This is a genomic window from Pirellulales bacterium, assembly GCA_036499395.1.
GTDB lineage: Bacteria > Planctomycetota > Planctomycetia > Pirellulales > JACPPG01 > JACPPG01.
In genome coordinates, this window is the sequence record DASYDW010000030.1 from 88,998 (window position 1) to 114,686 (window position 25,689).

At 59.1% G+C, this 25,689-nt stretch carries 19 protein-coding genes and 1 other RNA gene; 6 read left to right on the plus strand and 14 right to left on the minus strand.

What is annotated here, in order from left to right; all coding sequences use genetic code 11:
- Positions 1 to 32 precede the first annotated feature (32 nt).
- Positions 33 to 2,393: a dockerin type I domain-containing protein gene (locus VGN12_05975; protein HEY4308982.1), complete on the minus strand. Its 2,361-nt coding sequence runs from the start codon at positions 2,391 to 2,393 to the stop codon at positions 33 to 35.
- 510 nt (positions 2,394 to 2,903) lie between these two features.
- Here VGN12_05975 and VGN12_05980 point away from each other — a divergent pair.
- Positions 2,904 to 3,725 carry a methyltransferase domain-containing protein gene (locus VGN12_05980; GenBank protein ID HEY4308983.1) on the plus strand — a complete coding sequence of 274 codons (822 nt, stop codon included), beginning with the start codon at positions 2,904 to 2,906 and terminating at the stop codon, positions 3,723 to 3,725.
- A gap of 55 nt (positions 3,726 to 3,780) precedes the next feature.
- On the opposite strand, the gene VGN12_05985 is transcribed toward VGN12_05980, so the two are convergent.
- The 3 genes from VGN12_05985 to VGN12_05995 form a co-directional block, all read right to left on the minus strand.
- Entirely contained in the window at positions 3,781 to 4,116 is a 336-nt protein-coding gene (locus tag VGN12_05985) for a hypothetical protein (protein ID HEY4308984.1), read from the minus strand.
- Positions 4,117 to 4,395: 279 nt separating this feature from the next.
- Positions 4,396 to 4,797, minus strand: coding sequence for an Hpt domain-containing protein (locus VGN12_05990; GenBank protein ID HEY4308985.1), 402 nt, complete (start codon positions 4,795 to 4,797; stop codon positions 4,396 to 4,398).
- 513 nt (positions 4,798 to 5,310) lie between these two features.
- Positions 5,311 to 5,580, minus strand: a complete 270-nt coding sequence (locus tag VGN12_05995; GenBank protein ID HEY4308986.1) for a hypothetical protein — start codon at positions 5,578 to 5,580, stop codon at positions 5,311 to 5,313.
- Between the two features lie 612 nt (positions 5,581 to 6,192).
- Here VGN12_05995 and VGN12_06000 point away from each other — a divergent pair.
- Both VGN12_06000 and VGN12_06005 read left to right on the plus strand, forming a co-directional pair.
- On the plus strand, positions 6,193 to 12,000 hold the full coding sequence (locus VGN12_06000) for an Ig-like domain-containing protein (protein ID HEY4308987.1): 5,808 nt from the start codon (positions 6,193 to 6,195) through the stop codon (positions 11,998 to 12,000).
- 158 nt (positions 12,001 to 12,158) lie between these two features.
- Positions 12,159 to 13,310 carry a hypothetical protein gene (locus tag VGN12_06005; GenBank protein HEY4308988.1) on the plus strand — a complete coding sequence of 384 codons (1,152 nt, stop codon included), beginning with the start codon at positions 12,159 to 12,161 and terminating at the stop codon, positions 13,308 to 13,310.
- 295 nt (positions 13,311 to 13,605) lie between these two features.
- On the opposite strand, the gene VGN12_06010 is transcribed toward VGN12_06005, so the two are convergent.
- The 3 genes from VGN12_06010 to VGN12_06020 all read right to left on the minus strand — a co-directional run bounded on the left by VGN12_06010 (position 13,606) and on the right by VGN12_06020 (position 16,731).
- Complete coding sequence (locus tag VGN12_06010; protein ID HEY4308989.1) at positions 13,606 to 14,772, minus strand: hypothetical protein; 1,167 nt, start codon at positions 14,770 to 14,772, stop codon at positions 13,606 to 13,608.
- A gap of 321 nt (positions 14,773 to 15,093) precedes the next feature.
- On the minus strand, positions 15,094 to 16,305 hold the full coding sequence (locus VGN12_06015; GenBank protein ID HEY4308990.1) for a GNAT family N-acetyltransferase: 1,212 nt from the start codon (positions 16,303 to 16,305) through the stop codon (positions 15,094 to 15,096).
- Positions 16,306 to 16,479: 174 nt separating this feature from the next.
- Positions 16,480 to 16,731, minus strand: coding sequence for a hypothetical protein (locus VGN12_06020; protein HEY4308991.1), 252 nt, complete (start codon positions 16,729 to 16,731; stop codon positions 16,480 to 16,482).
- A gap of 17 nt (positions 16,732 to 16,748) precedes the next feature.
- Between VGN12_06020 and ssrA the strand changes: the two genes are divergently transcribed.
- The 3 genes from ssrA (at position 16,749) to VGN12_06035 (ending at position 18,545) form a co-directional block, all read left to right on the plus strand.
- Positions 16,749 to 17,111: a transfer-messenger RNA gene (ssrA, locus tag VGN12_06025) on the plus strand.
- Between the two features lie 291 nt (positions 17,112 to 17,402).
- Positions 17,403 to 17,672 carry a hypothetical protein gene (locus VGN12_06030; GenBank protein HEY4308992.1) on the plus strand — a complete coding sequence of 90 codons (270 nt, stop codon included), beginning with the start codon at positions 17,403 to 17,405 and terminating at the stop codon, positions 17,670 to 17,672.
- 369 nt (positions 17,673 to 18,041) lie between these two features.
- The gene (locus VGN12_06035) at positions 18,042 to 18,545 is read left to right on the plus strand and encodes a hypothetical protein (GenBank protein ID HEY4308993.1); all 504 of its coding nucleotides are present in this window, start codon (positions 18,042 to 18,044) and stop codon (positions 18,543 to 18,545) included.
- Positions 18,546 to 18,903: 358 nt separating this feature from the next.
- On the opposite strand, the gene VGN12_06040 is transcribed toward VGN12_06035, so the two are convergent.
- The 7 genes from VGN12_06040 to VGN12_06070 all read right to left on the minus strand — a co-directional run bounded on the left by VGN12_06040 (position 18,904) and on the right by VGN12_06070 (position 25,689).
- Positions 18,904 to 19,164: a hypothetical protein gene (locus VGN12_06040; protein ID HEY4308994.1), complete on the minus strand. Its 261-nt coding sequence runs from the start codon at positions 19,162 to 19,164 to the stop codon at positions 18,904 to 18,906.
- A gap of 17 nt (positions 19,165 to 19,181) precedes the next feature.
- Positions 19,182 to 19,550, minus strand: coding sequence for a hypothetical protein (locus VGN12_06045; protein HEY4308995.1), 369 nt, complete (start codon positions 19,548 to 19,550; stop codon positions 19,182 to 19,184).
- A gap of 209 nt (positions 19,551 to 19,759) precedes the next feature.
- On the minus strand, positions 19,760 to 21,283 hold the full coding sequence (locus VGN12_06050; protein HEY4308996.1) for a hypothetical protein: 1,524 nt from the start codon (positions 21,281 to 21,283) through the stop codon (positions 19,760 to 19,762).
- An 11-nt stretch (positions 21,284 to 21,294) separates the two neighbouring features.
- Positions 21,295 to 22,110: a ParB/RepB/Spo0J family partition protein gene (locus tag VGN12_06055; GenBank protein HEY4308997.1), complete on the minus strand. Its 816-nt coding sequence runs from the start codon at positions 22,108 to 22,110 to the stop codon at positions 21,295 to 21,297.
- 52 nt (positions 22,111 to 22,162) lie between these two features.
- Positions 22,163 to 22,393: a hypothetical protein gene (locus tag VGN12_06060; GenBank protein ID HEY4308998.1), complete on the minus strand. Its 231-nt coding sequence runs from the start codon at positions 22,391 to 22,393 to the stop codon at positions 22,163 to 22,165.
- Between the two features lie 967 nt (positions 22,394 to 23,360).
- Positions 23,361 to 23,792 carry a hypothetical protein gene (locus VGN12_06065; protein HEY4308999.1) on the minus strand — a complete coding sequence of 144 codons (432 nt, stop codon included), beginning with the start codon at positions 23,790 to 23,792 and terminating at the stop codon, positions 23,361 to 23,363.
- 916 nt (positions 23,793 to 24,708) lie between these two features.
- Positions 24,709 to 25,689, minus strand: coding sequence for a tyrosine-type recombinase/integrase (locus VGN12_06070; protein ID HEY4309000.1), 981 nt, complete (start codon positions 25,687 to 25,689; stop codon positions 24,709 to 24,711).

The window sequence follows — 25,689 nt, forward strand, 5'->3', positions numbered from 1 at the left end:
CTCGACGGCTTTTGGTAGCGGCGGTTTCAGTGCTATCGGCCAAAGAGTCTTAGCCGGGCGATAGCCAAGCCCGCAATCGAAAACAGCACCAAAACTGCTGTGGCAGGCTCAGGCACAGGGGTCGATACCGTCGCAGACATCGCAGGCGCAGAGTGCAGCCAGTTGGACGAAACGAGAGCCAGATCCTGCCCGTTGACGATGCCGTCATTATTGACATCGCCGGACTGGCCCGTGCCGGTGTGCAAATAATTGCTCGACACCAGCGCCAAATCTTGTCCGTTGACAATACCGTCGCCGTTCACGTCCCCCGAGATCGTTACGCTGATCGTGCCGTCGGTATTAAGATGCGATGCATTCCATGACTCGCCGGCCGGCAACGCCGGCAGCGTCAATTGAGAAAACAATCCCGTTTCGGTTCCCCAGTTGAACAGGTGAAAGCTCTGCCCCACCTGGGGCGTGAAATTCTGTAGCAGCAATTGCAACGTTCCGTCGAGACTCAGTTGGCCGGCCACGTTGATTTGGTCATAACCGGTGCCGGGCGTGGCGCTGGCCAGATTCATCAGCGTAACGTTCGAATGTTGCAGGACGACGTTGCCGCCGAAACTCAAGCTGACGGGGTCGCCCGGCGATAATCCGCCAGCAAAAGTAACTGTCCCGGTACCGCTCGTGCCGTGTGCCCCGGTGAAATTCCCCTGGAATGTCGCACTCGATCCGGGGTCAATCTTGATCAGACCGTCGTTGCTCACACCGCCAAAGAAGGTGTGGCTCTGACCACCGGATACTTCGATGACGCCGTTCGACAGATTATTAACGACGCCCATCACGCTCGACTGTCCGGTGAATTGAATCGTACCGTTATTCGAGAGGCCGGACGTGGTGCTCAGCGTGCCGGCCCCTTGAATCAAACCTGCCGGACCGTTGCCGAACAATCCGCGAATGTCGAGTTCGCCGCCGTTGAGCGTTGCCGTGCCCAGGTTGAACGAGTTGCTCAGCACGACAAAATTCGCATTGTTGCCTAGCACGACGTTGCCGTTGTTATTGAGAGCCGCCGCGGTGAACGTTGTTCCTTGTTCGACCTTGAACTGCGAAGTAGCGTCTGTTACCGAGACCAATCCATTCAGGTTGACAGAGAGCGGGGGCCCGACGAAATCCGCGACACCGCCGCCGCTGACAGTGATGTTATTGGCCGTGAGCGTGCCGCCGGTCATCGTGAAGCTGGCGCTGCTCGAGGTACCGTCGACAACCAGGTTGTTTGTCGAGAGCGTACCGCCGGCCAAGGTCAGGACGCCGCTGTTATTGACGGTCGTCGTCTGGCCGACGGCTAACCCCTTGTTCGCGTCTAAGGTCAATTGTCCGCCCATCATTTGCCCGAAGCCAACGGTGACGCTGGTCGGCCCCGCCGCGGCGTTGGTAAACGTGTTCGTACCGGAAGACCACGAGGCGGGATCGAAGAAGCGGAACGCTCCCGCTCCTGCGCCAATTTGTCCCGCGGCGTATACGAGGCCAGTTGGAGCGATGGAAACCGAGAAAGGCAAAAAGCTTTGTCCGTTGACCGTCGTGGCGACCGTTTGCAAGTAGGTGCCCGAGGAGGAGAAGACTTTGATCCCGCTCGCCGAGTCGGCAGCGTATAGCAGTCCGGTGCCGCTCACCCCGACGCCACTGATTTGATTCAGATGCCCAGGCCCCGAGGCGTCGCCGATCGAGGACTGATAAGTTCCGCCCGCCGAGAATACTTCGATGCGGTTTCCCGACGCATCGGCGGCATAGACATTCGCACCCGTCGGGTCCAATGTTATGGCGCTCACGCCACTGCCGCCGAATTGGCCTGGTCCGGTGCCGGCTGAACCAATCGTTCCCAGCAACGGATAGTTCGTACCATTGAATGTCGTGCTATAGACGTCGATTTGACTGCTATTCGCCAGGTAGAGTGAACCCGTCGAATTCACCGCTACGCCCAAAGGGTTGAAGCGCCCATCCGTGCTCAAAAGGTAACGTTGGAATGTACCCGTGGAGCTAAACACTCCGATATTTGAATTTCCGGACACATAGTACGTTCCGTCGGGGCCGATGGCCGAAAACTCCGGCGTGTTGATCGTTTGGTTCACATTCGCCAGCGTCTGCAAATAATTGCCATCCGCCGAGTACGCCTTTAGCAGTTCGCTGTTACCGAAGAAGCCCTCGTCGACAAGAATCTGCCCGTCGGGTCCTACGTTGCTGACGATCGAAGGGAGCGGAATGTATCCTGGGCTGTTCACAGGCCCGCCCGCCACCTGGTTCAGATAAGTGAACTGAGCCTGTGCGGGCCCCGCACCTACGGCCCACAGGCAAGCGATTACGGCGCAACCGAAGGTAGTACGCCTAGTGCCGAACCCCGGACGTGAAGACGAAGACATATCCGGCTCCTTCAAAGCAGCGTTTCTCAAAAAATGCACCAATACGGACGCGAAAAGAAGTCCCTGCCTCAGTTGCAGGCGATCTGCTCGTTCAGCCGGCCGTGCCTGTGCTCAATTCCCTCCCGCGCGTGCCGCCGCATCCCCTATGACGCACCGATTCTAGTTGGCGCTTTCTGACCCCACAACGACCGGGAAATCCCGCTGATTTCGGTACCTGGCCCGCATACTTTCGGCCCAAAATGGACGGATCCCGTTCTGGCGGCGACCTTGCACCGAGTGCAGGCGCAGAAATTGCTATCCGTCATCAACATCGTGGGCTCGGCCGTTGCTGAGCTGAAAAAGTGGATGCAAAGCCATCGATCTGGTCGTGAAAATGCCAGCGTTGGAGCTGCGATCTCTCGCGCGGCAGGCGGAGACGGGCCGCTATCGCTCACGATGAACCGACTGCGGATTCGGGGCAGCTTGTATAGAGCCATTGGCCGCCAGCCAAGGGCAATTGTCGAGGAATACATGTGGGCAGATCAAACGGGGACGGTGGGTCCCGAGCCATGTTCAGGCGCCGCACCCACGCGCGCTGACAATCATGAAGTATTTCGAGAGACGGAGTTTGGTCTCTGGGCTCAACGCTCGGGGCTCGAGCCTGGCGAACGGTTCCTGCTGGAGCGATTTCTCGCTCCCGGCGGTCGAACCGTCGAAGCCGGTTCCGGCGGCGGACGAATTCTTCTCGACCTGCAGGCTCGCGGCTTTCGCGATTTGCACGGCTTCGATTATCTGCCGCAGTTCGTCGAGGCAGCACGAGCGCGCGATCCGGGTGGCACGATTGATTATCGAGTGCAGAATGCCACGCAGTTGGAATATGCGGACAGCAGCTTTGACCAAGCCCTCTACTTGCAACAGGTGCTTTGCTTCTTGCCCACGGCCGAAGATCGGCGCCGCGCTGCGCACGAGGCATTTCGCATCCTGCGTCCAGGCGGTGTCCTGGTTGCCAGCTTTCTTTCCTACCGGACCCGCTTTCAGTCGGGCGCCTTTCGCCTGGCGCGCGGTTATCTAGGCCTGCTTCGCAAACTAACCGGCCGCGCGATCAGCACCCAATATTGGCCTTGGCTGCGCCGCAACGACAAGGTGAACATCGGCGCATTTTTCGATCGCGGGCCGTACATGTACTGGATCCGCGACGAAGAGGCCGTCGAGCTGTTCGAAGAAGCCGGCTTCGAGGTCCTGGGGGTCGGAACGGACGCGCAAGTCGATTCTGGCGCACTAGCCGATTCCGTGGCCGCGCTCGCCCCGGCTCCGGTCCAGGGCCGGCTGTACGTGGCCTGTCGCAAAGAGTGAGATCGCGCTCGCTTTCTTCGCGCCGGAGAAGCGCTAGTATGCGAGGTGCCCGGCCTTACATCACCAGTTGATGAGCGCGGTCGGACGATTTGCGGCAGGTGACATGTTCGTCCGGCAATTCTTCGTCGATGACGGTGCTGATGCGGCGTTCGAGCAGTCGGTCGGCGCTGGCGGCCTCGAGACGACTGCGTCGTGCGGCTCGTAGTCGGTCCGCGACATTCAGTCCCAGCGCGGCCGTCAGACCGAAGGTCCCCCACTCGCGCCATAGGCTAACCCATTCCGGCCCCAGCCTGGCACCCCATGAGGCCGCCAACATGCAGACGCTTAGCCAGGCGATCAGCACCGATGTGGAACGCGCCGGCCGATCCTTTGTATCGAGCTCATTTTCCATGTGGCTTGTGACCCTCGAAACTTTCTCGCCGAAGGTGATCGCGCAATGCCAACCCCCAGAAAAGGCTGGCCTTGTTTCGGGCCGTTGTCAAATCACAGGATGTATTTCGACCAGGCGCGCAACGTCGCAGGGCAAATACCCCAAGCTTCGACAGGGCCAAGGTTTGTGAATCGCGTCGAGACGCAATTGGCGGCCGAACAGCGAAACGCCCGAGGGCCTTCTCGCACGAAGATTCCGTTCGGGAAAACCACAGTTGGCGACCGGACTTTAGTTCGACAGCTACTCAGCGACGAACTTCTCGAGCGCCGTTTGCAGTACGGCGACCGCCGCTTCGAGGTCGACGTAGACCGAGTCGACCATCGAGGCGTCCCGCGCTTTAGCGCGCCCGGCCAGTGCGCAGGCAGCCGCGGCCACCTTGTCCGCGCCGAAATGTCCCGCAGCCCCCTTCAACGCACGAACCGTGCGCTGTGTTCCTTCGAAGTCACGATCCGCTACGGCCAACTTCACTTTCGACAGCATCGCTGGGCTGAGATCGAGAAACATGCGAGCTAGCTCGCGCAGCAATGCGCTATCCCCGTTTATGCCATCAAGCGCTCCGGCGCGATCAAAAACCATCAGTGTCGATCGGACTGGCAGCACACATTCCGTATCCAGTCCGGCTGCGCTTGTAGTGGTGCTCATCGTATCCTGCTGCGTCAAAGGGAACTCCTGCATTACCAAAATCTGCTGTGGGGCAGTATTAGTGACAAAGTACGTGAAAACATGTTCGCGACCGCCGCGGGCGATCGCCGCCGGTTTGCGCCACAAATGGGGGCACGAGGCGGAAATCAGCACCGGCCAAGAGCCGCCACAATCGGCGATCGATTCCCGCCGCTTAACTCTGCCGCCTGCCTGAGCCTTGTCAAATCTCGCCTGGTTGCACGCCGCCGCACCAGACGGCGTCCCCCGCATAAGCGCAGCGGCGTGGTCGGGCTGGGCGCGATTTAACGATTGGCACGGTCAATTGTTGCGAATCCAAGCAGCACATTCCGCGAATAGCGGATCTGCAAACACGGCGATAAGTCCGGGCCTCGACCAGGGTGGAAGTCAAAAAACTGCGGACGCGCTTCACCGTTGTGCATGCCCGGGTTGGGACAGACGTGGGCGTTTCGACTTCGGCAAAGCGGCGTCCGCAGCCGTCGACGTTTCGTCGCGCTAGGCTTGCGGCGCGGGCGCGCCGGTGGTCGTGGCGCCGCTCGGTTGCGGCGGCGCGGGAGGAGCTTCGGCCGCGCCATTATCCGCGGCAGGAGCGCTGTTCGTGCCGCAGCCTTGGCACGCTGAACCGCAAGCGGTATTGCAACTGCCGCAGGCCTGACGGGCTCGGGCTCGTCCGCAACGGCGATGGCAACGAGCCTCGGCGGTGGTGTCGAAACAAAGGGCCGAAAAAGCCACCAAAGTAGCAAGCGCTAGGGTGAATGCACGCATGTTGAAGCCTCCGTGTTAGTGATGTGGATCTGGTGCAGGTCACTGAAGCACGGGGCGTGCATGCATAGTTCGTGCCGCGACGATCTGCAAAGAGTTCGCTGGCGCGCTATTGCTCGAGAGGTGCAAGGTTTTCTTCAGGATTTGCGCGCGCGGTTTCCCACGCCGGTCGTTCTAGCGCGGGCGCGATGGTCGCCGTCGCGTCGAATGTGGCTCGAATTCGCCCAACGCGGTCGCGGAGACGGAGAAGTGCGCGCAAAACCAGAGGGTTCCGCACCTCGGGCGTGCCACGACGATCAGGCCGGTCCAAGGCCTGTCGGTTACTACCGGCAAAAAGGGGGGCTTCCTGCCATTCGCGTAATCGCCACAACATTCATCGAGGCTTTGTTTTAGGCGTCGAAGCTCGCTACTCCACATGGCCCGATTTCGCGCAGCGCGGTCGGGTAAAAGTGACCTATTACTTGAGTAGGTAGTCGATCGCTTGATCGCCACCTTGATGCACATCAACGGCGTTTTCGCCAGCAGTACAAGAAATCGATCGTCGACCCGCTTTTCACGGCGCGCTCAGCAGGTGCGCCGCAGTGTCCGCTGGTGGGCGATTGTGCGGACATCGTCATGCTCCTTGATTGGCTCTTCAACACCGATCATTCGCGTTCCCTGCCTGTCGATCGGCGCGCTGAGCCCGCCGTCGGGCGTGCTGCTGCTATCGATCGACGCGCAAGCCGACTATCGCGCAGGCTGAGTTTCGAGCCGCTGGAAGAACGCATCGCGCTGACGATCGTGGCAGGCGGCGACGGCTCCCAAAATAACTCAGCGCCTACTGACGACCCCGGCTACGAGAACATCGGCATTCGCGGTAGCGGCACGGCCGTGTACTTGGGCAACGGATGGATGCTGACGGCCACCCACGTCGGGGCTGGCGCCACGTACATCGACAATGCCTGGTACAACATGGTGCCGAACTCGGCGATTCAGCTCGCCAACCCTACCGGCGCCGGTTACACGGCACTGACGGATCTCACGCTCTACCAGATCGACGGCCGGCCCGATCTCCCCTCGATCTCGATCGGCACCATTGCTCCGTCGATCGGTTGGAGCGTGACCATGATCGGCAACGGTCGTGATCGCCAGGCAAACGAAGTTTATTGGAATTCGAGTTGGCAGCAGACCAGTTCGCCGTCCACATACGCCGGCTACCTGTGGAATACCGGGTCGCAGGATATACGCTGGGGAACGAACATCATCAGCGCCGTAGGGATGATGGAAGGGGTGGATGTCAATTCTGAGACCGCCTTCGCCACGCAGTTCACCGCGAACGTCGCCAATGAAGGGACCGGGTCGTGGGGGGATTCCGGCGGTGGCGTGTTCCACAAAGACGCTAGCGGTAATTGGCAATTAGTTGGGCTGATGTTCTCAATCAGCACCCTGCCGGGCGAGCCGATCGGCGCCTCGGCTTTCGGTGATATTACTTACATGGCCGATCTATCGGTCTATCGCAATGTGATACTGTCCGCGATGGGGGCCAATCACGCTCCCTCGGGCACCTCGCACACGGTCACTTTATCGCAAGGCGCACCGTACACGTTCGGCGTCGCGGACTTTGGGTTCAGCGATGCCGGTGACAATCCGGCGAACAGCTTTCAAGCGGTCAAGATCACAACGCTGCCGGCCATCGGCAATCTGACGGACAATGGCGTGGCAGTAACCGCTGGGCAATACGTATCGGTCACCGATATTACAGCCGGCAAGCTGCAGTACTCGGTAACGACAATTCCCGGTGGCGCGGCGTCGACGAGCTTCACGTTCCAGGTCCAGGACAATGGTGGGACGGCCGGCGGCCGGGTGGATACCGATCCTTCGCCCAAGACAATGACGATCGACCTGTCGCACGTCGATCTGACGCCGCCGACGGTCGCCGCTGTGACTCCGCTGGGCGCCTCGACCGGCGTATCGGTCAATTCGCCCGTGACGGTCACGTTCAGCGAAGCCGTGACCGCGGGCAGCGTCACGAGCAGCACTCTGCAGTTGCGCGACTCGAATAACAATCTCGTAGCGGCCACGGTTACCTACAACGCCTCGACCAAGACGGCGACGTTGACGCCCACGGCTCCGTTGGCCAATGGCACGTTCTATATGCTGACGGTCGTCGGCGGTGCGGGGGGCGTCACGGACCTGGCCGGCAACGCGTTGGCGACGAACATTTTCTCGTCATTCACCACGGTCGCTGCGGCTCCGCCCGACACGACCCCGCCGACCGTCACCGCGGTTACGCCGCTCGGAGCGTCGACGGGGGTTTCCACGTCCGCGGTTGTCACGGTTACGTTCAGCGAACCCTTGAACCCTGCCAGTGTTACCAGTAGCACGCTGCAATTGCGTGATCCGAACAACAATCTGGTCGCGGCCACAGTTAGCTACAACGCCGCGAATAATACCGCAACGCTGACCCCCACCAGTCCGTTAGCAGGCAGCACGCTGTATATGCTGACTATCGTCGGTGGCTCAAGCGGCGTGAAGGACTTGGCAGGGAACGCGCTGGCAACGAATACCTTCTCGTCATTCACCACGCTTGTCATGCCTCCGCCTGACACCACCCCGCCGACGGTGATCGCCGTCAGCCCGGTGGGAGCTTCGACCGGCGTGTCGGTCAACTCAGTCGTGACGGTGACTTTCAGCGAGGCCTTGATTGCCGCGAGGGTGACAGGCAGCACCTTACAGCTGCGCGACTCGAACAATAATTTGGTCGCAGCCTCGGTGACCTACAACGCGACGACAAATACCGCGACGCTAACCCCCACGAGTCCGCTGGCCAACGGCACGACGTACATGCTGACCGTGGTCGGCGGTGACGCCGGACTGAAGGATTTGGCCGGTAACGCGCTTGGGACCAACGTGTTCTCGTCGTTTACGACCGTGGCCATCGCGCAGGCCGACACGACGCCGCCGACGGTGGTCTCGGTCACGCCGCGGGGAGCTTCGACCGGCGTCCCGGTTAACTCAGTCGTCACGGTTCAATTCAGTGAAGACTTGATTGCCGCGCGAGTGACTAGCGGCACGGTGCAGCTGCGCGACGCAAATAACAATCTCGTCGCGGCCTCGGTGACTTACAACCCACTGACAGATACCGCGACGCTGACTCCGACGAGTTCGCTGGCCAATGGCATGACCTACATGCTGACGGTCGTCGGCGGTGACGTCGGGTTGAAAGACTTGGCCGGCAACGCTCTGGCGACCAACGTGTTCTCGTCATTTACGACGGTCGCGTCGACACAGGTCGACACGACGCCGCCGACCGTAGTCTCGGTCACGCCATTGGGCGCTTCGACCGGAGTGGCCATCAACTCCATGGTGACGGTCACGTTCAGCGAGCCGTTGAATACGGCCAGCGTTACCAGTAGCACCTTGCAGTTACGAGATTCCAACAACAATCTCGTAGCCACCGCGATTAGCTACGATTCGTCGGCAAAAAGCGCGACGCTCGTGCCGACGAGTCCCTTGGCCAACGGCATGACGTACATGCTGACGATCGTCGGCGGCAGCGGTGGCATCAAAGATCTCGCTGGCAATGCGCTGGCGACCAACATCTTCTCGTCGTTTACGACCGTGGCGTTACCGCCTACCGATACGACGCCGCCCACGGTAATCAGCGTCACTCCGGCCGGAGCGTCGACAGGAGTCGCGACCAGCGCCAATGTCACCGCGACATTCAGTGAAGCCTTGACGGCGGCAAGTGTTTCGGGAAGCACCTTCCAACTGCGGGACGTGAATAGCAACCTGATAGCCGCAACGGTTAGCTACAACGCGTCGACAAAGACAGCAACGCTCACCCCAACCAGTCCGCTTGCCAACAGCATGACGTACATGCTGGCGATTGTCGGTGGCGCGAGCGGTGTTAAGGACTTGGCCGGCAACGCTCTGGCAACCACCGTCTTCTCATCGTTCACGACCGTGGTGCTGCCGCCGGCCGATACGACGCCCCCCACGGTTACAGTAGTTACACCGCTCGGGGCGTCCACGGGCGTGGCTGTCAATGCACTGGCCACTGTGACATTTAGCGAACCAGTGAACGCGGGCAGTATCAGCAGCAGCACGATCCAGTTGCGTGATTCGAACAACAACCTGGTCGCCGCCACGGTCAGCTACAATGCCTCGACGAAGACAGCAGTCCTTGACCCGACCGGCTCGCTGGCCAACGGCATGACCTACATGATTACGGTCGTCGGTGGCGCCAGCGGTGTGAAAGACGTGGCCGGCAATGCCCTGGCTGCGAATGTCTTCTCGTCCTTCACGACCGTGGCCGCATCGCTTCCCCCGGCAACGTCCAGCTTGTGGCCGTCGACCACGACTCCTGCGACGATCGATAGCGGCGACGGTCAATCGGTCGAACTGGGAGTAAAGTTCACCGCCAGTACCAGCGGCTACATCACGGGAATTGAATTCTACAAGAGCGCTGCGAATGGAGGCACGCACACCGGCAGCTTGTGGAGCAGCAGCGGCCAGCAATTGGCGACCGCGACCTTCACGAGCGAAACGGGGAGTGGCTGGCAACAAGTCTTGTTCTCGACGCCAGTGGCGGTTTCGGCCGGCGTCACGTATGTGGCCAGTTACCACACCAATGTCGGCCACTACTCGGTTTCGTCTAACTACTTCAGTTCCGGCTATTCCAATGGCCCGTTGAGCGTGGCAGCCAATGGCGGCGTCTACTCGTACGGCGCGGGCGGTTTCCCCAGCAGCTCGTATCAGGGCAGCAACTATTGGGTTGATCCGCTGTTCAGTTCGATTGCGCCTGCCGATACGACGGCGCCGACGGTGGTCAGCGTTAGCCCGGCCGGCGCCGCGACGGGGGTCTCGACCACGGCGAGTGTTTCGGTCACGTTCAGCGAGGCCTTGAGCGTCGCGAGCGTCACGAGCAGCACGGTATTGTTGCGAGACTCGAGCAACAATCTGATCGGCGCCACGGTCAGCTACAACGCTTCGACGAAGACGGCCACACTGACGCCCACCAGCGCGCTCGCCAATGGCATGACCTATATGGTGACCGTCGTCGGCGGCGCCAGCGGCGTGAAAGATCTCGCCGGCAATGCGGTGGCCGCGAACGTCTTTTCATCCTTCACGACCGTCGCGGCCTCGGCTCCCTCGACGACGTCCAGTTTGTGGTCGTCGAGCGACACGCCTGCCGCGGTCGATGGCGGGGACGGACAATCGGTCGAAGTCGGTGTGAAATTCACCACAAGCACGGACGGCTACATCACGGGCATCCGCTTCTATAAGAGCGCAGGTAACGGCGGAACTCATACCGGTAGCCTGTGGAGCAGCACCGGACAATTGTTGGCGACGGCGACGTTCACCAGCGAAACGGGGAGCGGTTGGCAGCAGGTCTTGTTCTCGACGCCGGTGGCTGTCTCGGCTGGCGTCACTTATGTGGCCAGCTACCACGCCACCCTAGGTCACTACTCGATTTCGCGCGGTTATTTCAGCTCTGGCTATTCCAACGGTTCGCTCAGTGTCGCGGCGAACGGCGGCGTCTACTCTTACGGCTCGGGAGGCTTCCCCACGAATTCGTACTTGGGGAGCAACTACTGGGTCGACGTCGTGTTCAGCGGAAGTGCGCCAACGGACACGACGCCGCCGACGGTCGTCGGCGTGACGCCGGCCGGCGCATCGACGAATGTCGCCACCAGCGCTAGCATCACCGCGACGTTCAGCGAACCCTTGAACGTAGCCAGCGTTACAAGCAATACGTTCCAGTTGCGCGATTCGAATAGCAATCTGATCGCGGCCACGGTCAGCTACAACGCCGCCAACAAAACAGTCTCGCTAACGCCCACTAGTGCGCTGGCCAACGGCATGACCTACATGCTGACCATCGTTGGTGGTGCAAGCGGCGCAAAAGATCTGGCTGGCAATTCGCTGGCGTCCAATGTTTTCTCGTCGTTCACGACGATCACGGCGAACGCTAGCCCGGCCAATCTATTCACGTCGACGATCACGCCCGCGACGGCCGACAGCGGCGATACCCAGGCGGTTTCGGTCGGCGTGACGTTTTCGGCCACGCAGAATGGGTACATCACAGGGATTCGTTTCTATAAGAGCACCGCGAACACGGGGACGCACATCGCCAACTTGTGGACAAGCACGGGGCAACTGCTCGGCACGGCCACCTTCACCAGCGAAACGGGAAGCGGCTGGCAGGACGTGCAGTTTGCGACGCCGATTGCAATCGCGGCAGGCACAAGTTACGTCGCCAGCTACACGACGACCGCGGGGCACTATTCCGTTAGCCGGTCGTACTTCACAGCCGCTTTGACAAGTGGTCTGCTGCAGACTCCGGCGAACGCTGGCGTCTACGTGTACGGCGCCGGCTTCCCCACGAATTCGTACCAGGGAAGCAATTACTGGGTGGATGTCGATTTCCTGGCCAGCTAGTCATTGAGATTGAATCGCCTGTGTGCTGGCGTCGGTCGCGCGGTGATAAATCTTCAGTCGTTTCGCGAGATTTCCGAAGCCGGCTGCCGCGCGATCAACGGGGCTGTCTTTGGTCGCGCATAGATGGCCGGCCGCTAGCTCATCCCGACGATTTCAGCATGGATTTTGCCTTTCGTTCGGGAAGCTGGGAAAGAGGCGTGAAGCCATACGCCCTGATTTGCGATTCGGCGCGATTGGCCCGCACTTTGCTTATCAGGTTATTCGCTGACGCGGGCGAGTCCCTTGCCAGCAGCCATTGGGGTGACGCCGCCGGTGGCACTTCTTACATAGACGTCACGGACACGACGGGAGAGTCACAGATGGACCTGCACAAGGACTCAATCATTCGCAAGTGGGCCTCGGCGATTCTGATCTTGGCAACCACGGCCAGCGCACGATCGAGCGACGGCGCGGAAGTTGTCTTTGACTTTCCCAGCGCCATCGAGTTCCGCGATGTTACGACCAGCGAATTCGAGCAGATGCATCCAGAGGCAATGTTGCTACAAGGAAAGCTATCGATTTCAGCTCGCTTCGCGGCCGGCAATCCGACGGAAATCGTCGACTTCGTCTATGTGATCAAGACCGATGCCGGCATGCGGGTCGTTGACTACTCGCCGCAGACAACGATGGAAAGTGCAGTTACGTCCGATCAAATCGAGGTCACCGCCGCCAACGAGAACTCGACATTGACGGGACTCGAAGCGGGGGGCGTGGTGGCGCCTTTGAAGTTGACGGCCGGTCACAATCAGGCCTCGAAAAAATCCGAGTCGACACATTTCAAGCAGGTCGCGGCGAAGGATATTATCCTGGCCGCCGGCACGATCGACCGCGAGCATGGAGTCTTCTTTCGCATTCGCCCTTCGCGCACCACCTCGCTCGAAGGGGGCAAGGAATTCGTGTTGACTGTCGCCGTTCCGCGATCGTGGCGAGGCAGTGTCTGTGCGATCGAATGCTCGGCGCGCGGCGCGAAACAAACTACGTTTTCGACTTCCGTCGTTTCGGCCGGCGCAGCGGTGGTGCAGGTGGGCGTCTATCTTGCCACGGATCGCGATGCGGCGAGCCTTGCCGAGGAACTGTGCGTGCGGCAGGGACACCTGGCCGAATTGCTGGCCGTGCAAGCAAGCAAGAAGGATCTGCTCCATACCATTTCGCTGCACAAAGCCGACGCCCAGCAACGGGCGGAGATCGAAGAAGCCGAAGAGACCGTGCGCGTCTTGCGGCTGAAATTGCAGCAAATGGGTGCGTCGCTGGACCGCACGGCATTGAATTAATGCTGACCGGGCGAGTTGAGCGTCGAACGCGCCGCAGCGGAAGCGATCGGTCGTCGAATCCGCCCGCCGCGCAAGACAAAAACCTGATAAGCCGTAAGATCGGCCTACCAGGCTTTTGTTTTTCTTACTCGATCATCAACGCCTTCGGTCACTATTGAATATTGTCTCCGATCGCGGGGCGAAAAGGCGGGAGCGGGTGGAACGGGTTTCACAGGAGCGGCGTTACTTCCACATCCCACCCTACTCCCCAAAATCGAAGAGCCAGACGGCCACACCTCCGTCCGGCTCTTCCTCGTCACGACGCGGGTTGAACCGCGGTGCGGTCGACTCCCGTCGCGTTGTTGTCGCGGTTGATGTCGTTCACCTCGCCGTGGCTGTCGACGAACACGAACAGCTTGGCGAATTCGCTGTGCGAATCCCCTCCCATCGAGAAGGCCGTGGCCGGCAGCCGCAGATCCACCATGGAGACGTCGCTGGTCGGTACCGAGGAGATACGGCTCTCGATCGTCGGCAGATTGGCGGTCAAATTCGCGTCATCCGCGGCGACCAAAGCCACATTGAAGTCGCGATCCACCGGCGACCGGCCGGCGTTGCGGAATGTCACGCGATACCGTGGGCCGATTTGCTTCGCGACATCACCGTTGTCCAGCAGGCGCACATCGACCAGTTGCAAATCCACGCCGGTCACCGGAGTCGGAACGGTCGAGGCCAGGGAAGCAGCCGGAGTCGTTACGCTGCTAACGAGCGTCGTGGGGGTGACGTAGGTTGTGCCACCACCGTAGTAGCTGCCGTATCCGCCGTAGTAGTTACTGCCGCAGTACCGTCCTAAGGCCCCGTAGCTGCCATAGCCGTAAGGCCACAACCCCAGGCCGTACAAACCGAACCAGGGATAGAAGCCCCCGCAGTACGGGAAGCAACCTTTGTGCGGGACATTTCCACCAAGCAGCGGTCCGGCCTTGAAGCCGCCCGGCGGCGAATTGATTTTCGTCGGGTTGAGCAGCGATACCTTATTCACGCCAACCTTGGAAATCGACGACGCGTTGCCTGGGAACTTGGTGTTCACCGGTTTGATGATCGTGCTGTTAGTCCCCTGCCCTTTGAACGTCGAGTTCTTCAGCAGCGAAGAATTCAAATTTGAGAGATTGTTGTTGGTGGTGAGATTACTGGTGTTCTTCAGCGTATTGAGGTTCGTCGATTTCGTAGTATTGAGTTTGGTGCTATGCAACGAACTCGCGCCGAGGTTCTTCGTCGAAAAGTTGTTGGCCTTAAAGCTGGACGTGCTTCGTGACATGCCGCTCGAGGAGGAGCGAGCGAATGAACTGCCGCCTACGTGCCCCATTCCACCACCGCCGCCGCCACCTCCACCGCCGTGAGCCATTGCCGGCTCTGCGGCCGAGAAAGCCAAGCCAGCCGCCGCCACCACCGCCAAAAACCATCTCGTGTTTTTCAGTTCGGTCTTCATTGCCGTGCTCCCCGTTTTCTTAGGTCCGCAGATTCGTTACCCGTCTGCTCTTACCAGCGGAAATCGCTGGGAACTGTTACAGCGAATGGTGGTCGGGGGGCGGACGTTCTTCGGGATTTAGAGCGAGGGCGTTGGCCGTGAGATGGGGCTGGCCGAGAGATGGACAACCGTCCGCGAGGCGGCCATCAGACGTAACTCACTGCCTCGCAACACGATGGGGCGTCGCACCCGCCCCGCAGCCGTTGCCACGGCAAGCCATTTGCGACATCTATATAGGGTTGTCGCCGTGGCTCTAAGAATGCCGGCCCCGGGGATCTGCCGTCAATTCGCTCGCACTGGCGCGGCGATAGGCCCGGGAACAACGTCGGGCAGGGAGATCGGCCGGTCTCGCGGCACGCGTTCCTGGACCGCGGCCTCGCCGAAGTCGAACATGCGGAAGGTTTTACTATGCCGCAGCCCGGCTTTGCGCATGCCGCCAATGGCCAGCGTGTTGGTTTCTGAAATCCAGGAGAATTCCGCTTCGCTGAAGCCAAGTTCCAAGGATTTTGGCAACAAGGCCCGCAGCAATACCAGGCTTAATCCCCAACGCTGATACTCAGGCGCCACGGTCAGCGATAGCACGCAAAATCGACTTAGACCGCGCCGCGACAAGAGCTTGAGAAAACCGAACGGAAACAACCGGCCATCAATCTCGCGAATGCGTGGGTTGTAATCCGGCACGCCGATGACGGCACCGGCAACTTTGCCCTCGACCTCGGCAATCAGGGCGAACTGCGGTTCGATCAAGTGCCGCAACGACCCGACGAGATGTTGCAACTCGGTTCGCTCCAGTGGCACGAACCCCCACATTCCTTCCAGCGAACGATTGAACACTTCGAGGAATAGATCGATATCGCGGCTATTCCGCGAGGTGTCCATCGGCCGAATCACGGGCTGCCAGCGCTCTTCGACCTGGTCCGTCAAAGGATCGAGATTGTGCTGGAACTCGGGCAACTCATCCTTGTGGCCCAGAAAGGCCAGCATGTCGTGTGCTTTGCGAAAGCCATAATCGGCAAGCAACTCGGGATAGTACGCCGGGTTATAAGGCAGCGAGAACGTCGGCGGGCTATCGAATCCATTGACCAGCATACCGCTGACGTAATTCATCGATGGATTGACCGGCCCGCGCAGCCCGTAGGCGCCGCGCTCTTCGAGCCACTCGCGTGCCGCATCGAACAAGGCGTGCGACACTTGGCGATCATTGATCGACTCGAAAAAGCCGAAGAAGCCACGCCGCTCGTTGTATTCTCGATCGTGTCCGTGATTGATGATCGCCGCGATTTGGCCGACGATTTCCCGGTCACGCCACGCCAGAAAGGTCTGGATCTGGCCGGAGGTCAAAAACGGGTGAGCACGATATCCCAATAGCGGCGCCTGGGACGATCGCAACGGTGGCACCCAGTGCGGATCGTTACGATACAACGACCAGGGAAAACGCATGAAGCGGCGCCGATCGAGCCACGACGAAACAGGCCGCACTTGCAGGTTCGACATTGGCGCACGAGAGGGGTGTCTAAAGGACCACGTTTTTATGCTAACCCGGCAAACTCTATGCCAGCAAGAAAAATACCGGCGCTTTCAAAGTGGCAAAACCTAGGGTAAACGCGGTGAATCCTGCGCTTCGGCCGGCTGAAATTCATTACGAGCCATGGATAGCGGCAGGTCGCATCAGGCATCAGCGAAATTGGCCAAGGCGAATGTGTTGTCCTTTGATACTCGGGTGGCAAAACTCAGGCCAGAATCGCCACAGCTCGGCTCTGCCACGATTGCCGCTGTGGCGTTCCAGCGTTCAGACCGATGCAGTGCCGCATAGATACTATGCGCCTCACGTTGTATTCTGCTGCTGAAAAACAGCCATTTGCCCAGCGATGCGCGCTGGTATAATTGAGCGTCGCGAGGGTCGAATGCCTTAATGGCCATTCGACCGTGCTGCAACCGGGGGCGAACAGGGTTCGACCGGACAGGTTGAAGCGCATGCGGCGTGCCGTGGTTGGTCAGTTGGCCACGTTAATAGCTGACCACAATCTTCAATTGCCGAAGATTCCTTTGCTTTGGCTGCCTAGAGATAGACAGCCCTAACTGCGGGTTTTCGTCGGAGAGACCCAAAAGTTAGTCACCAATTCCGAACCGGCTCGGGTCACTGCCGGGTACGTCCGAGCTTAAAACCGTTCCTGGCTTGCCTGCGATGCACCCTGTCGACTGGGGGCGCAATGGCTAAAGCGTAAATGAATCGACTACGCACGTAGAAGCAGGCGTGGAAATGTTACGGGACGCGGGTTCGATTCCCGCCGCCTCCATAAAGTGGCATCATTGCCACTTGCTGACACTGAGTGCCCCTCGGTGTCATAACCCCTGCTACCGCAGGGGTTTTTTATTGGCGTGGCGACCTCTTCCGCGCGCTCATCGATGACAGGCGATGACTCCAAATGTCCTTGAGGGGGCTCTGAAGTGCTGCAATAGAGCTGCGCGCGCGCAGCACCGTTTTCCGCCACGGACGCATCTTTGGTCACTATGCCGCTCTCGACGGTTGGCCCTGCGGCCGTAGGAGCGGGCAGCGATTTGAGCGCCTCGGCCTGATCTTCGAGGCCGACATGGGTGTATCGCATCGTCATGCGAACGTCGCCATGCCGGGCGAGCTGACGGGCATGGGCCAACGAAACGCCGCTGTTGACGAGTCCGCTCACATGGCTGTGGCGCCCGGCCGCATGGAAGTCGGCGATCCCTTCCGCGGTCTCGTACTTGATGCCGGCAGCTTCGAGGTCGGTCTTGACCATCCGCCAGGTCTTCTTGCGCTCCAGACGCGGAAACAGCGCTTCGCCCGGCGCCAACGTGGGCAGCCATTCGTTCAGCAAAGGCAATAGCTCCGGATGGATCGGCAGCGTGTCCTTTTTGCGATGCTTTGAGCATGCGGCTTCGACGGTAAGCGTCGGCGGATCGGCCGTGAGGTCGAAACTCTCCGCCGACAAACTGCCGAGTTCCCGGCGACGCAGACCCGTCAAATAGGCTGTGCGATATAGGCGGGCACGCAAAGACCCTGGATAACCCTGGACGCTCTTGTCGCTGGTCTCTGCCGACAAAACGAGGGAGGTCAGATCCTTGGCCGATAGCGCACGTCGCTTGTGCCGTACGTCCTCGGCGCTGTTGAGACGCGGCAATCCTTTCAGCGGGTTACTTAGCACCCGGTCCGATTCAACGAGCCAGCGGCCAAATCCATCCAGTGCCTGGACGTAGTGGTTGTACGTCCGATTGCCAATATCGTCTTCCCGCTGAAAATCCTGAAGAACTTCGACGACCACCTCAACCGTAAAGTCGGCAAGGGTAGCCATGCCTGCTTCTTCGACCACGGCACGAATACGGCTCAGGGTCAGTTTATTGTGCTTGTTGGTATTCGCCTTGCTGTTGAGGTGCGTCTCGTACGCACCGACATGAGACGAAATTGTCGCCTTGCGAGCTTCGGACCTCTGCTTCTCGGCCCGGTCGACCAGACCAGTACGTACCCTGTCGCCATGATTCTCACGCTTGGCGGCCAATTGCTCCGTCAGGCGTTTGTCCGTGAGGCCGCGCAGCGTGCGGCGCCGGCCGTCACCATCGACGTAGCAGTAGTACCAATACTTGCTCGTCTTGCCGTCTCTGTCCGTACGCTTGAATACCGATGCCATTGGTTATTTCCTCCTCCGTCCATTTTCGCGCGATTGCGGCGCGGGGCAACCCTCAGTGATCCAACTTTCAACTAAGTCCCGTCGCCAGCGTACGGCACCTCGCAAACAGACCGCCTCCGGCAACTCTCCTGCGCTTCGCATACGCCACAGTGTCCGCATCGACACCTGCAGCAGGCGAGCGAATTCGTCAGCCCGGATTAGCAACGGTGGTTGTTGTTGCACGTCAATCGTGCTCATGACCCAATCCTCGTTTAGTGCGTCTGCATCCAAGCCCAGACTCGGGCGGAGTTCTCCCGCAGCAAGCGCCACGCTTCCCCCGGACACCTCGCGTTGTACGCGCCCAGCTTGTACATGCCGCAACAAGTCGCGATGCATAGGAGGGTCCAAATTGACATTGCAAATCTCCTCACAATTCCACGAACCGTTCAAGTGCCTAGCGTTCCATTCCCTGCTCAGGTTCATTCTGCTCACGAGAGCGGCTGGAATACTGATCTATCACGTGATGGAAGCCATCCGGCGATCTCGATTGTTCAGTAACCATCTGTTGGGTCGGGTTCGCGATAGTGCCCGGCTCCTCAACAACCTGGATGCTCTCCTTAGTGGCCGGGAGAGTTTGGGCAAGCTCTTTGTCGCCTTGCCGCAAAGTGGCGTACAGCGGCGCAGTAAACGCCGGCTGCTCCGATTTCTTTTCCATACCATTCTCCTTTGTAATTAAAAGTCTCGGCGATTCCGCAGATCCATCAGGTGTTGCTGCTCAATCTCCGCGTCGTGCATGCGCTGCAATTGCTTCCGCTCGATTTCATCCTCAATCCCGTTCTTCGCGATCATGCCGAAGAATCCAAAAAGCACGAACTGCCCCAATGGCAGATCGAATTTGCACAGGAACCCCCCAACAGCGATGCAGGCCACTGCCTCAATCTGCTGCGCGGTCCGATACTCCCTGATGAACGGAAACGCGAAACCGAACCAGGGATAGCCGACATATCGACTATGAATGATTGCGCCACGTCTGCGCGCGATCGCCGTGCTGATTCGCTGGAGGACCAGCATTGCCAGCCAGCACGGAATCAACAGCCGCATGCCGTCGCTCGCCGGGTTTCTCGCCATGTAGACGAACATAATGAGCAGTGCTGCGATACCGTTGATGCCGAGAGCTTCGCTGCCGAAGTGTCGCCGCGTGAAGACCGTGAAACAGGTCGAATACCCGCTTACCAGTACGTAAAAGATGTTGAAGGTTCCGCGAACGTCCAAGCCGCCTTCCTCTCTCCGCTGGTGGTGGAACATGGTGATTACCTCTGTGAAAATGACACTCGGAGCCAGTTCTCTCCGTTTGAGAACGCCCGACCAGGTCGAATCAGGATGGCGTCGCAGATGAAGCCATTACGGGGGCCGCCCATGCGCCGCAGCCCGGTCAGAAAAACCCCGGGTTGTAGCACCGGCTCATATTGGGTGCTGAAGCTGCCGGCGAATGCCGAATTCCCCATCAATGCATCGAAGACGCTTTCCACCGGCTGCATGGACCCACCCACATGCATTTCCAGCCGTAGCCCGAGCGTGCGGCTAGCCCACTCCGCCGTTTCGATGGAACCCAGCGCATGGATGATCCGATGCGAGAAATTCGACAAGAGCGCAAGCGTGTGCTCTTTCGCTGCGTCCCCTTTCATGCCCGCATAGAAACTCTCGATCGACTGCGTCAGAAACACGGTGGTTCCGAAATGCGACCTCGACTGGCTGTTGTACTCGGCATCAAACGTGTTCCACCAAGTCGCTGCCTCATCGCACCAGCAGATATTAATCGGATCGCCGCGCCGCGCGTGCTGGCGGAGGACGAACCGCTGCATGAGGTACTTAAAGCCTGTTCCGATGAACAGGCCGTTATCCCCGTACACTGAGGGCGGGAAGTTGACGAGCAGCCATTGGCGATTCCGCTGCATGCCCTCAAACGTAAAGTTGCTTGTCGTTGACACGCGCTCATGCACCAGACCGCTGTTGAACACAAACAGAATGCTGTAGACACCAGCCAAAATCGACGACCCCATACGGCCCGACCAGTTGGGGGATTCGCCGCACCAGAAATCAACGGCTTGCTGAACATCGTGTTGTGCCTGAGGTCCCTTCGGTGATTCATACGCCGCCTGGAGCCACTGGCAATGGTCGCTCTCGCTTCGCCATAGGCAGTCGGCGAGCAGGTGGGGCTTGCAGACAGCAGAAGTCGTGATGAACTGCTGTAGATCCGACGCCGTTACTTTGCCTCGGGCATGCTTTAAAATCTCGACCGCATTGTGAATCGCGCGTTCGGTTTGTGTGGCGAAGAACGCCTCCGTGTCTGTGCTGCTCTGCCGACTCCCTGAACGAAGGGTTTCGCCAATCGTCGTAATGCACTGCGTGATGGCCCTTGTGTCATTGCCGCGCCGCCCCGCCTCTTCAAGGAAGTTGAACCTTAGCGCGCTGTCCGCGCCATCAAATACGAGCAACCGGTGACTCTGACCTTCTGACCGGAACAACTCTTGCCACATGGACAGGTCTTCCGGTTTTGCCGCCAGAATTAAGCCGTAGGTGTTGCGGTCTCGCACCAGCGCGCGACCGATGTGTCTCCCTGCCGAGCTCGTCTTCCCACTACTGGTGCGTCCGAAGATTATGGCGCCTCCGGCGAGCAGGTCGCGAACCGAAAGCCCGTCCTTCGGAGTCCAGTACAGCAAGACCCGATCCAGCTCGTCGTGCTGCGAAGCGCGACGAAACAATCGGAGTGCCAGCAGCAGGAGTACTAGAATGGCGGTAATGCCAACCCCGATAATCCAGTTGTCGAGATACATCGTTGGTCCACCTAGCTCGTGGCAACGGCTGCCCTCGACTCCGTTCGCAGCGTCTTCAGGAACCTCCGCAGTTCGATCCCGCGAGCACGAACGCGCCGTGCCTTCCCAAGCACTGCCTCGATCGTCTCGATAAATGTCTCAAGAGTAAGATCCGCACCACTCACCGTTACCGACCGGCCGTCCCCCAGCACCGCAACACCGCGAGCGAGTTTCCGCCCAGGTCGATTCGGGGAACCTCCGCCCCGATTCTTTAGAGCGCCGATGAGTCCGTCGCGAGTGAGCGTGCCCTCCATAATCCGCTTGGCTTGCGCCTCTTGCTCACCTGGGTCTGGAATACGAGCAAGCGAATAAGCTGCACTTTTAGGAATCGCTCCCGAGTCAATCGCTTCTTGCATCGCCGGCGGGAGCGCGGCAATGGCGATCGTGTGAATCAACGCAGTGCCCGACATGCCAAACTTGCCAGCGGCTTCCTTTTGTGACAGGCCAGTTAGCTCCAGATAACGGCGGATACCGGCAGCCTCCCGGCTCGGCGGGAGACCCTCGCGCATTCGGTTTTCGACCACTTCCCGCTGGATGACGGTCGCTTCACTCAGTTCGCCGTCGTCCTCAATCACAAGCATCGACTGCGCTTTCAGCAGCCGCATTGCTTTCAACCGCCTGTGGCCTGTGATGACGTGGCCATCAGGGTGAACCGTCGCCGGATTTTGCAGGCCGCACTCTTGAATGGATCGCGCCATCGGGATCAACGATTCGTCGTTGACTTCCCCTCGCAGGCCCATGTCGGAGACTATTTCATCAAGCCGCCGCTCAACCAGTTTTCTTGCCATGACCTCTCACCTCTGAACGTGTCCGTCCTGATCCCATCGCAGAGAGCTTCACTTACAAGTAGAACTGCTCCGTCAATCGCTTTACTTGCACAGCCTCGTCTGACGTCAGCTCATCGACCGATTCCTTGTGAAACAGCCGCTGTGCGAATTTCATGGCCTGCTCCTCGCGGTTCACCAGTGCCTTGTTGGCTAATTTCAATCGGCAGACGCCTAGCACTATTGCGCCGAGCATCCCAATTCCGGCCAACAAAGAAACCCCCGCCAGCATTGCACGACTCCTCATGTCTTCCGTGACGCCTTAAGTCTCGCAGGCCGGCTTCGAGCCGTGATTGTCTTCTGCCGCCGGCTCGGCTGCTTCGCTGCCTCCTCAGCTTCCCACCGTCGCGCTCTCGCGTGCGATCTTGCTTCTCGCGCCGACTTGATCGCCGCGACGAGTGACACGATTCCCATTAGGACGGCTATTACGTCGTCAAAGAGGCCCAGGGGTCCGAGTATGAGTTCAGGACAAAGGTCGCACGGCAGTAAAAAATAAGCACCACACGATCCGGCAAAGAGCCACGCAAATAGCTGGAATAGGAGGTCGCGTATCGGGCTATGGGGTAGGCATGCCAGTACCAGCAATGTCACCAGCAGCACAGTGCAGCAAATAAGCAGGACACCAATCAGTCCAAGGAACGTCATTTGTCACCTCTCAAATCATCTACCGCTAATGCTGAAACCATCCAGGCGTACGCGAATCCGCACACTCACGTTTTCTCTCCTGAGATCATCACTTTTTCTTCAAAACGAAAATCACCCAGATGAGTGCCGCGTATAGTGCCTTGGCAAGATCAGTCATGGCCATCTCCTTCAAAAACTGAGGGGAGTGTGAAAATGAATTTCAGTCGCTGATCGTTTTGCCTGAAAGAGGGCCGCGGGCCGAGGCGGACACTGCGTCCGCCTCCGGCCCGCAAGCCATCGGGCAACAGTCGATCACAGACACGGACACCCAGTCAGCCACAGTACAATCAGCGCGCCCACTATGTGGGCCAACACTGCTGTCAACATCGCTGGCTCCTTTCTTAAATGAGGGATCTCTTGTTTGTGGTTCCCGCGAGCAGAGGTGCTTCACGCCTACTTGCATCACTTACGTGCTCACATGCTCCACTGTATGCAGCGATACAGATGATTCAACGAGTTCGCGAAATGGGACACCTGGCGCATGCGTGCAAAGGTGTCGCGACGAAAATAGTGGAGACAAGAAAAGAGCCTTACGGGCTTTTCTCTTGAGCGAGGACAGCGCCTTGGCGTTCGATATCCCGAATTAGCTGCGCCGCGTGCTTATCGCCCTTGGCGAGCGAATAGCGTTGATAGAGCGAGGCTAGCTCGCGTTTGTAATCCTCGATGTCCGCATGAGGGCCGTTCATGCCGCGAGCACGCGCGAACGCAGCGGTCGCTAGGAGCCGTTCGATAAAAAGCATGTTGCCTATCACGTCGCCGGCGTGACCAGCTTTATCCGAGGCAATGAAGAATTGCGGCTGCGCGGCGTCATGTTCTTCAGCGAATCCTTTGTCAAATAGATCCGCATGCATTGCGCGTATCGCGCCAACGCTAAGATTATCGCTCGGAAACGACACTTTCCCAAAATCGAGCGACCTAAATCTTTGATCTGAGTCATCGGACCCCGTGATCAATGAAATCATTCCTCCGCCCCCTCCAAGCAAGAAAATTACTTGGAAGGAGTTCAAGCGCAATGTCAATCTGTTTCGGAAATAAGTTGGTGCGTGAGCAAGACCAAGCGTATTCGCCTCCATACGTCCCATCCCAAGGGGCTGAGGTCCGATATTTCGCGTCCGCATCCCCGATGAATGAATAGGCCGGCTGCGCGCCCTAGTTCAAGTTGCCGACCAACAACGACGCACGTTTTGCTGCACAGCGTGGAAAGGCGAGACTTCGAAGCCGGAATCCCGACCGGGAGTTTCTTTCGTCGAATACGATTATCGAAGCTATCTGCGACTTGTCGCATCGACTTTGCCCCCTCGGCATACGCTTTACCGACTTCGAAAAAGATCCTGAATAGATGGCCGTCTTCCCACATGGTGGGACCTAGCAGCCGGAGCCGTTCCAAATGGATAATTTCTTGTCCGACTTCCGATATCCGGAGATCTGAATTTCCCAATCCCTCAGCGTTTTGTTCGCGGCGGGAGTCCTTAGGCGAACCCATAGTTTCCTCCGTTTGACCCGTCAATTCGTTGTGTTGCCCCAGTTCGTTTCCAATGATGACTGCAAGAATAAGGGCCGATTCAACGTCGGTTCAATTGAATTCCCAATTCGCACTTCTAATCGCGTTAGCATGCAAAAAAGTCGCATTGGTACCGGCGTCCGCGGTGCGAGCCTTACGCTAGTAGAGATCAGGCGCAAACTACGTTGCAGAAGTACGTTACGCTTCATTCGCTGGACGGATGAAATCGTTTGACGCGGCACCGCGCTGGAGCGTGCGCTTGCAAAGCGGTCGACTTAGAAGTCGTACATATCGAAGTGCGAAAGACCGCCGCCCACCCAAATACGAATCACGACGGGCGTCCCAGCAGTTTCGAACCCCTAAAATCGGTTCGAAGGCTAAACCGAAATCCGCTCGACGATGTTCCGAGTCACGCGCTTTTGGCGCCGATCGTAAAGCTTGGTAACCCGGCTGTCCGAATGGCCGAGGAGATACTGGACATCCTCCAGGGCGACACCTTGGAGCAGCAAGTCTGTCGCAGCGCAGGACCGCGCCGAGTGCGGTGAAAGGCTTGGAGGAAGCCCTGCTGCGCGAAGCCGCCGCTTGAATAAACGGCAAATATCGACGCCATTCAATGCTCGAACTGACAGCTTGGCGCTTCGGCCGGCGGCTGTGCGGAAAAGCGGGGCGTCCTTTGAATCGCCTTCCAGATTTCCGGCGAGGACATACCGATCCAAGTAATCCTGTAAATCGGCGCGGACCGGGATCGAGCGGGCCTTGCCTCCCTTCTCGGCGAATTTCAGCAAACACTGCGTCCCTTCATCTGCAAAGTCTTTGAGCCGCAACTTGGCGACGGCGCCAGCCCGTGCTGCGGTATAGATGAGCGTGGCGATCAGCGCGCGATCGCGAAGGTCGACAACGGACTTCGGCTCGATCGAAGCCAGAAGCTTTCGTGCTTGATCCACTGTGATCTCCGGGGTGCGCCCCTCGACTACTGAATAGCGCTCGTTTCTCACTGAGAGAGCCGGATTCAGCACAACAACGTGGCGCTGAACCAGTGCGTCGAAGAATGCCCGGATTGCCGCCAAGTAAAGTTTCTTAGTAGGCGTACTTCCCTCTACCTCATCGAAATACTGCCCGACCAGACCAGGAGTGATTCGCGCGAGATCGACCTTGCGCCGCTCAGTCCATTCCAGGAATCGCCGCACCGCGTGCAAATACGCACGCCGAGTGTGGATATTGCGAATGCGACCAATGAAGAATTCTTCCCAAACAAATTCTGCCGCGTGGCCAGCCTCGACAATTAGCAGGGGGACGGCGTGCTCGCGATCATCCGGCTTGTCGAGAATTGCTAGTGGCTCGCCTTCTGCTTCCTGCAT